7 protein-coding genes, 1 tRNA gene and 1 pseudogene are annotated in these 7,892 nt (G+C 38.1%); 7 read left to right on the forward strand and 2 right to left on the reverse strand.

Going from position 1 to position 7,892, the window contains the following annotated elements; genetic code table 11:
* Positions 1-1,078 precede the first annotated feature (1,078 nt).
* Positions 1,079-1,192 carry a hypothetical protein gene (locus K737_RS11515; RefSeq protein ID WP_075260367.1) on the reverse strand — a complete coding sequence of 38 codons (114 nt, stop codon included), beginning with the start codon at positions 1,190-1,192 and terminating at the stop codon, positions 1,079-1,081.
* A gap of 380 nt (positions 1,193-1,572) precedes the next feature.
* On the opposite strand from K737_RS11515, the gene K737_RS05705 reads away from it, so the two are divergent.
* From K737_RS05705 to K737_RS10630, 5 genes are all read left to right on the forward strand, one after another.
* Entirely contained in the window at positions 1,573-2,265 is a 693-nt protein-coding gene (locus tag K737_RS05705) for a ribonuclease D (RefSeq protein ID WP_006294591.1), read from the forward strand.
* 8 nt (positions 2,266-2,273) lie between these two features.
* On the forward strand, positions 2,274-3,017 hold the full coding sequence (locus tag K737_RS05710; RefSeq protein ID WP_006294592.1) for a ComF family protein: 744 nt from the start codon (positions 2,274-2,276) through the stop codon (positions 3,015-3,017).
* Positions 3,018-3,120: 103 nt separating this feature from the next.
* Positions 3,121-3,288, forward strand: a complete 168-nt coding sequence (locus K737_RS09665) for a helix-turn-helix domain-containing protein (protein ID WP_152531115.1) — start codon at positions 3,121-3,123, stop codon at positions 3,286-3,288.
* Complete coding sequence (locus K737_RS10320; RefSeq protein WP_162471410.1) at positions 3,285-3,428, forward strand: hypothetical protein; 144 nt, start codon at positions 3,285-3,287, stop codon at positions 3,426-3,428. Before K737_RS09665 ends, K737_RS10320 begins: the two co-directional genes overlap by 4 nt.
* Complete coding sequence (locus K737_RS10630) at positions 3,409-3,612, forward strand: IS1 transposase (RefSeq protein WP_006294596.1); 204 nt, start codon at positions 3,409-3,411, stop codon at positions 3,610-3,612. Before K737_RS10320 ends, K737_RS10630 begins: the two co-directional genes overlap by 20 nt.
* 157 nt (positions 3,613-3,769) lie before the next feature.
* Here K737_RS10630 and infB read toward each other — a convergent pair whose 3' ends face one another.
* Positions 3,770-6,301, reverse strand: coding sequence for a translation initiation factor IF-2 (infB, locus tag K737_RS05725; protein ID WP_006294597.1), 2,532 nt, complete (start codon positions 6,299-6,301; stop codon positions 3,770-3,772).
* Between the two features lie 341 nt (positions 6,302-6,642).
* On the opposite strand from infB, the pseudogene K737_RS12140 reads away from it, so the two are divergent.
* A pseudogene (locus tag K737_RS12140) lies at positions 6,643-7,381 on the forward strand (IS5 family transposase).
* A 119-nt stretch (positions 7,382-7,500) separates the two neighbouring features.
* Positions 7,501-7,591 (forward strand) — tRNA-Ser (locus K737_RS05740).
* Positions 7,592-7,892 lie beyond the last annotated feature (301 nt).

Here is a 7,892-nt window from a genome sequence, read left to right on the forward strand (position 1 = left end):
AGATCTGGGCCATTTTCTCAAAAGTTGACTTTTTGACCCCGGTTAATCTTCTAAAGCTTTTTTCTGTCTCTGCTTTTTATTCTTCGTACTTACTTATCTTTCTTTTCCAGTACATAAACAAAGTTTTATTTTATGTTTTTTCAAGGGGCCTAATATGTTTTGAGTAACTCTTCGAACGTTTTACGAGAACCAGCTTCTGAGCATACGTCTTGAAGCGATGGATATTTTATACCTACCTTATGAAGTACCTTGCATCCCGCAATAGTGTGAACCTTCAGATGAAAAATATGTCCTAGGGGGGATCCGTGACACTATGGCGTTTACGTTCTTTGACCTTTTCCCCCCATCAATCCCTTGATTTAAAGCCTTGTGCGTTGTTTTTGCACTTTGTAAGTAATTATCGGATTAGCATTTCGTCCACTGTTATTCGGTTTTTTCCATAAGAACTTTTGTCACTTTCTTCCAAATTCCCCTTTGTTTTGTTTGCATGTAAAACCTGTGCTCACTTTTCCGGAGGGTATTCTTGCGGAAAAAAGCGCCACTGACAGCCTGTCTTTATAAGATAAAACATTCTGTTTAGTATTTAAGTTGAAGAAGATACGTTAAAGCGTCGAATAGAGCGTTGAAATTTAGTATATTGTCACCTCTTCATTAGCAAAGAATTTCTCTATTGGATTCAAATCAAGAGAGTAAGGAAGTAAAATCTTGGATTTATGAAAATAGGCATTATCCATAATAATACCTTGACTAGGCTTTAGTTCCTTGATCAGAAATTTTTCTACCCAAGCTTGGAATAATACTATCTTGCAAGATCCGTTAAACCCCAGTGGTGCTATCGGCCTGTTATTAACAAAACCGGCAATACTATTTGTTTTTTGATACTATTTACCCACTCTTTGTGCCAACCAACTTTTCACTGTTTTTGCCCCACCCTTCTGCATTTGCACATAGCCATATCAATGCCGCTTTCATCAATATCAATATTATACAATACTTGGATACGCTATATCTTTGATCTATTCTTGATACTGACTGCGCTTTTCTTTTCTTGTTTCCACGTAGGAAAAGTCTTTTTTAGCTATAGCCTAATCTTTTTAACCAGAACTGATTGTACCCTAAATTCTTGAGCAGCTTTTTTCAAGGTCATATCTTGGCTTTCTTTGACGTACTCTTCAAGCTTCTCTAAGTTAATCTTTTTTTCTGAGCCACCACGCTAACTATAGTAAGCATTTTCTTACGTTTTTTGCCACAATCCCCTGTATCACAATGAGATTTTATTAAATCTCCATTGTGTGTCACTCAAATCCTCTCGGATAGGGTATGTCATTTACCTTTTAACTAAGCTTTCTATCAGATTGTATTTATTTTATTTAAATTTTGAAGACAGGTTCTAACATTAAAAATATTTCAATATTGAAAAAAAATTAAAAAAATTTAATATTCTTTCAAAATATTATTTTTAATTTTTCAATACATAAATAAATAAGTAAAGAAAAAAGGCTTGTATTAAGGATTTGCATTAAGGTGGGTAAATCTGTTATAATCAGGTCGTTTTTTTATAGGATTTTCGCAGTGACTAAATCATCTTCTTATGATTATCCAGAAAAGCGTCCTCATAAACACAAAAGCATTCAAGTATACGAACATGATTTGCCAGAACATGTTTTGCAGGCGGGAATTAGGCTTAACAGAGGGGTTGCGCTGGATACCGAGGCAACTGGCTTAAAGGTTACAGATCGTTTATGCTTAGTGCAGCTTAACTTTGGGGACGGCGTTGCTCATTTAATAAGGATTCATCGTATTCCCCAGCCTGCGCCTAACTTATGTCAGCTTTTGGAACGCAAAGATGTGGAAAAATTGATGCACTATGCGCGGTTTGATATGGGAATTTTGTATCGAACTTGGAAGGTGCTTCCAGTGGGAATATATTGTACAAAAGTGGCTTCGCGCTTTGCAAGGACCTATACAGAACGTCACGGCTTAAAAGCTTTGTGTCGAGAACTTTTAGGCGTGGAGATTTCTAAAAATGAACAAAGTTCTTATTGGGGTGCAGCGCAACTAACTGAAGCACAAAAGCATTATGCTGCTTGTGATGTGATGTATTTACATGAACTTCGAGTGCTGCTGGATGAGATTTTAGAACAAGAGGGAAGACAAAGTTTAGCTCAAGCTGTTTATCAATTCTTGCCTTATCGCGTTATGCTGGATGTGGCCGGGTTTACGGAAGATATTTTTTCTCACATGATTCCAAGGCCATCTGAGTAATATTTTATGTGATTAAGTATATCTTTCCCTTTCGTTGTGTTTTGTGTGGAATCGGCGTAAGCAGTTTGGGATTCTGCCAGGGGTGTTGGGTTCAAACTGAATTTATCTCTTCGCCGCTTTGTTCGGTTTGTGGAGATCCTTTAGAGTATTGGGCAAAGGATGCTTTGTGTAACGTTTGTTATGCCTTCCCAAGCCCGCTGGTTTTGCATCGCTCTGTGTGGAAGTATGGGGCTTCTATTAAGCAACTAATTTTTAAGTTTAAGCACAGCCATCAGATTTGGTTGACTGAGTTTTTTGGGCATCAAATGTTGCGTTTGCTTTTAGAATATTGTGCGCAGACCACGCTAATTATTCCTGTTCCTCTTCATAGAAAAAGATTAATACAAAGGGGGTTTAATCAGGCCTTGTTGTTAGCGCGGTGGTTAAGTCAGCATACTGGGATTCCTTGTGATTACACTTCTCTTAAACGGGTCAAAGATACAGACTCCCAAGGATCAAAAACCGCATCGGAACGCTATTTGAATGTTGAAGGAGCTTTTCAATACACTCCCCAACCTTTTCATTTTTCTGAAAAAGTACTTTTAATCGATGATGTTTATACGACAGGAGCAACGCTAAAAGCGTGTACAAACGCACTAAAAGAAAAAAAAGTAACAACCGTGTGGGGAATTACTCTAAGCAAGGTCGTGATTAAGGAAGATCGCCACCTAAATTCACAAATAGTTATGAATCATGGGGGGAATAAAATATAACCCACAACCTACATATTCGAAGCTTTTAACTAAAGATGCTTTTTGTTAGAATCAGTAAAGGGTGGCGTTTAAAAGTCTCTAAAAATGATTGTATGTAAAATTTGTGAATGTTCGGAGTGCTTTAAAAGAGGTTTTGTTCGAGGGGTTCAGCGGTACCAATGTAAAAAATGTGGAAAAAATTTCACGAGGTGTGCCCGAGAAAGACAAGATGAAAGCCCTCGTTTTATACGCAAGCGGCCTTTCAATGAACCGAATTGCTCAGCTGTTTTGAAGTGGGGGCGTACTTTAGGATCAAGGTTATGCGCCAAAGTTGAGACCTCCCCAGAAGACAAAGGTATTGTCATGGAAGTCGATGAATTTTGGAATTATTTAAAAAAAAGAAGAAAAAAATTTGGATATTTGGATTTTTAAAGCTTGGATTTCTAAAGTCTATGATCGTGCTGGAAAATGGCTCATCGATTTTGAATTCGGTGATCACTTGAGTCAAACATTCAAACGACTTTTTAAACGATTAAAAAAATGGAAAATTTTATTTTATTTCGTAGATCATTGGGAAGGTTTTAATAAAATTATTCCAAGTAACCGCCTCTTTTAGGGAAAAGATAAAACGTTTTCCATAGAACAAAATAACGCTCGACAACGCCATCGGTTTGCGAGATTTCGTAGAAAACCCTTTGCAGACACACGATTTATCATGCTACCTTTGTTAAAAGTTTCCATATTTTTTATGGATTTTTGCTGTACTGACCTTTTTAAAGCTCTCTGGCAATGCTGCGTTTTTCGTAACACTCAACACGATCTCCTACTTCAAACGCATCAAATCCTTCTAAAATCATACCGCATTCATATCCAAATTTTACTTCTTTCATATCATTTTTAACATGACGAAGACTTTTTATTTCTCCTTCAAAAAGCATGGTTTTGTCACGGAAAATTTTTACAAACTCTCCACGTCGAAGCATTCCTTCTTTTACTAAACATCCTGCAATGGAAGAAGCTTTTTTTACGTGAAATACTTTTATTATCTCTGCTTTTCCAAGAAAGTGTTCTTGAATTTCCGGAGAAAGAAGCTTCACCAACAATGCTTTTACTTCCTCTGTTGCGCGATAAACGATCTGATGACTTAATACTGTTACTTTTTCGCGGTCTATAATCTTTTGAACATCGGGCAAAACATAAGTGTTAAACATTAAAATCACCGCATTAGAAGTTTTAGCCAACATAACATCACTTTCACTTACAGGTCCTACTTCAGAAGATATAATCTGAAGGGCTACTTCCCCATGGTGAATTTTTTGAAGTTCGTAAGTTAATCCTTCTATGCTGCCTTGAACATCTGCATTAATGACCAAAAATAAGGTTTTTACGTTTTGGGATTTAAAATATTGCTCTAAATCATGAGAGGTCTCTGGTAATTTTGACAAAGGTTCTTCGGTCCCAGAAAGCATCTGAGATTTTTTCCATTCTACGAACTCTCTTGCTTGAGATTCTTGTTCCAGTGACAAAAACCGCTCTCCTGAAACTGGAGAATGGGAAAAACCCAAAACTTCTACAGGCTGCCCGGGAGTGGCGCGTTGTACCACACACCCCTGCGCATCAAACATCATACGCACTTTTCCCGATAACATTCCTGCAACAAAGATATCTCCTTTACGCAGAGTTCCGTTTTGGATAAGTACAGTAGCCACATGTCCGTGTCCTTTACGCATATGAGATTCTATAATAGTTCCTCGTGCCTTTGTATCAGGAGAGCACGTTAGCTCCATCATTTCTGCTTGAAGGAGAATAGTTTCTATTAAGACGTCTAAATTTTTCTTTGTAAGGGCAGAAACTTCCACGTCTAGGACTTCTCCTCCCATTTTTTCTACAACCACTCCATGATTTAACAATTCCGATCGAACAATATCCGGTTTCGCATTAGCCTTATCAATTTTATTAATGGCAACAATGACAGGAACCCCAGAAGTTTTTGCATGATGGATAGCTTCAATGGTTTGTGTTTTGACTCCATCATCTGCTGCCACAACCAATACAATGATGTCGGTTACAGCAGATCCCCTTTCTCGCATGCGTACAAAAGCTTCATGCCCTGGAGTATCAATAAAAGTAACTTGCTTCCCAGAGCTAAGACGAGTTTGATAGGCGCCTATGTGCTGAGTAATTCCTCCCTTTTCTCCGCTGGCTACTGAAGTTTGGCGTAACGCATCCAACAAAGAAGTTTTTCCATGATCTACGTGTCCCATGATGGTAACAACGGGGGGGCGCTCTTCCAAAGTCTTTCCCTGAACATTCCACCACCGTGCTTCTAAGTCTTCTAACCCAACGCGAAGACTTTTGTGTCCCATTTCAGAAATAATCAATTCTGCGGTTTCAACATCTAGTACAGAATGCACAGTTGTGGATTTTCCAAAATTTTCAAGAAGCTGGACAACTTTATGTGCTTTTATTGCCATTTTTTCTGCCAAATCTTGTAAAACGATAGGGCCAGTCAGCTCTATACATCTTAAAACAACAGATGGAACTTTTTTTTCTCTTTTTATTCTGCTTGTTTTACTACGATGAACGTTTCCTCGTTTGAAGGAAGACTCTGTTTCTTCCAAAGTACTGATAAAATCATCCTCTAGAGTAAGAGGTGTTACGGGAGTTGAAATTTTCTCATATTTTTGTTTAGAGCGCTTTGCAAAAGGGCGAACGGCTTCTTCTGATTCTGTTTTCGAACGCTTTACTTTTGATGCATCACTTCTCTCAAGGGGACGGTCGCTTCCAGCCTTTCTTTTTTTTTCTTCTGCTGTGCTTTTCGAAGAATTTTCTTCTAAAGTACTTTCACTTGAAGAATCTAAAGAAGGGACTTCACTTTTTAAAAGTCCTTCAATGTTTTGATCTAAAGAAACCCCAGATAGTTTTTGAGCAGCGCTCATTCTTTCTTGTTCCTCTTGAGCGCTTTTTATTCTTGCTTGTTCTTCCTGTGCTTCAAGTTCTTTTCGCTCTTTATCTGCCTGTTCCTTAGCAATGCGCAACAACTCAGCTTCTTCTTTTTCCTGTAGCGATTGCTGAACAGCCCTTAAACGGCGCAACTGTTCTTCATCTGTAAATTTTTCAAACGTTCCCCCCGGGCGTCTATCTGAAGCTGCACGGGAACCGCGACGAACCTCCACCGTAACACGCTTTGTTTTTCCTTGAACAAAGGTTTGTTTTACACTTTCTTTTCCTGCAGGATTAGGTTGGGGTTGTCCTACATTTAACCCTAATGGTTTACGTTTTTTATCTTTACGCTCTTCGGTCATATTTCCTCTACGGTATCAAAAACTTTTTTAATTGATGGCATTACTTATTCAAGTAACTGCTTAGCACTCTACATTTTATTCATTCTAAAAAGCTTAACTGCTCTAATTAATTATCCAAATCATGCCAAAAGTACGTAAGTGTACCATGAGATTCTCTTGGTCTCAAGAGGAAATTAACACAGTACTTAAATTTTTTTATTATTTTTAATGCCTTAACATACAAATCTACCAATTTAAGAAATTTTTCTGAAATGCATAAGAAGTAATGAGGGGGCGTCCTCAATTGAGTTGTTTTTTGAAAATTTAATAGAAAATAAAATTCCAAAAGAAATTTTTATTCAATGAGACGTTATGCGTTGAGGGGGTATCAGTGGGATAAGAAAAAGAATCTTTTACCTGAAAAACTGCAATCACCTGTTTGTGGAGGCTGTTTTATATCGTTCCGTGCAGAAATTTCGTGGCCGGAGAGGTTTTGTAATTTTAAAGCTACTCATAACCCGCTTTACGAGGTAGGGCCAAAAGGGCTTATGGAAAAAAAAGAGTCTTTGAGACGCTGGCAAAAGACGCCAATAATTGTACGCGATGATTTACTCCACGACTGTGCGCGCCCACTAACACAGTGCTGGCGCTAAAAAAAGACGAAAAACAAGCTAGTGGAGACGGTCCGTTGGAGGGGTAAGCACTAAGATCCAAGCACTCTGTGATGTCCAAGGAAATCCCGCCAGCAATCCCATAGCTTTTTACTTGACAAAAGGTCAGCCCAATGATTTTGGAAGGCCCCGATGGCGTTGATTACCTTGTGAAGGCTGGTGCGGTGCTTGCCGATAAGTGTATGATGCCGATAAAAAGGGGCGGCGAAAACTCAAAGAAAAGAGGTGTAAGGTCCTTATTCCTCCTAAAAAAACCCGTTTTGGGGCTTAATTATGACAGATATCTGTATTTTTTTAAATCCCGCCATTTGATCGAGAATTTCTTCGCTAAACCGAAAGCAGTACAGAACGATTGCTCTGCGTTATGATAAAATATCTTCTAATTTTAGGCGCTATTCACTGGGCTTCACTTGTCATTTGGCTGAATTGAGGACGGGCCTTAGTTAAAGGAAAAAATCGATACGTCAAGAACCAATATGGGGTAAATGTTACTTTATGTTATGGATCTCTCTATACTTTTAAGGGGAATATAAGTATACTGAACTTTATGGAAAGATGCCAGAGCGGTTGAATGGGGCGGTCTCGAAAACCGTTGTAGGTGATAAATCTACCGAGGGTTCGAATCCCTCTCTTTCCGCCAAATATTTTAAGAATAACATTTTGAGAATAGCGCATGTTTTCTAAATTTTTTTCTAGTTTCTTCATTTTCTGATGAGCAGGTGAGATTCAAACGAAAATATACACCGGGATACATTAAAGTTCGTCTTAAGGAGTGCGTGGGGGTCTTAAGCATAAGAGTTGAAAGTGTCAAAATAAATGTTTAACAGCATTGAAATCCTCTCCTGAAATAATAATAAATGTTTTAATAAAAGATTTCTCTAGATCTCATGTAAATTGAAATAATGGAATTTTGAAGCCATGCAGTTTCTTTCTAGCCTTGT

Source organism: Holospora undulata HU1 (assembly GCF_000388175.3).
Taxonomy (GTDB): domain Bacteria; phylum Pseudomonadota; class Alphaproteobacteria; order Holosporales; family Holosporaceae; genus Holospora; species Holospora undulata_A.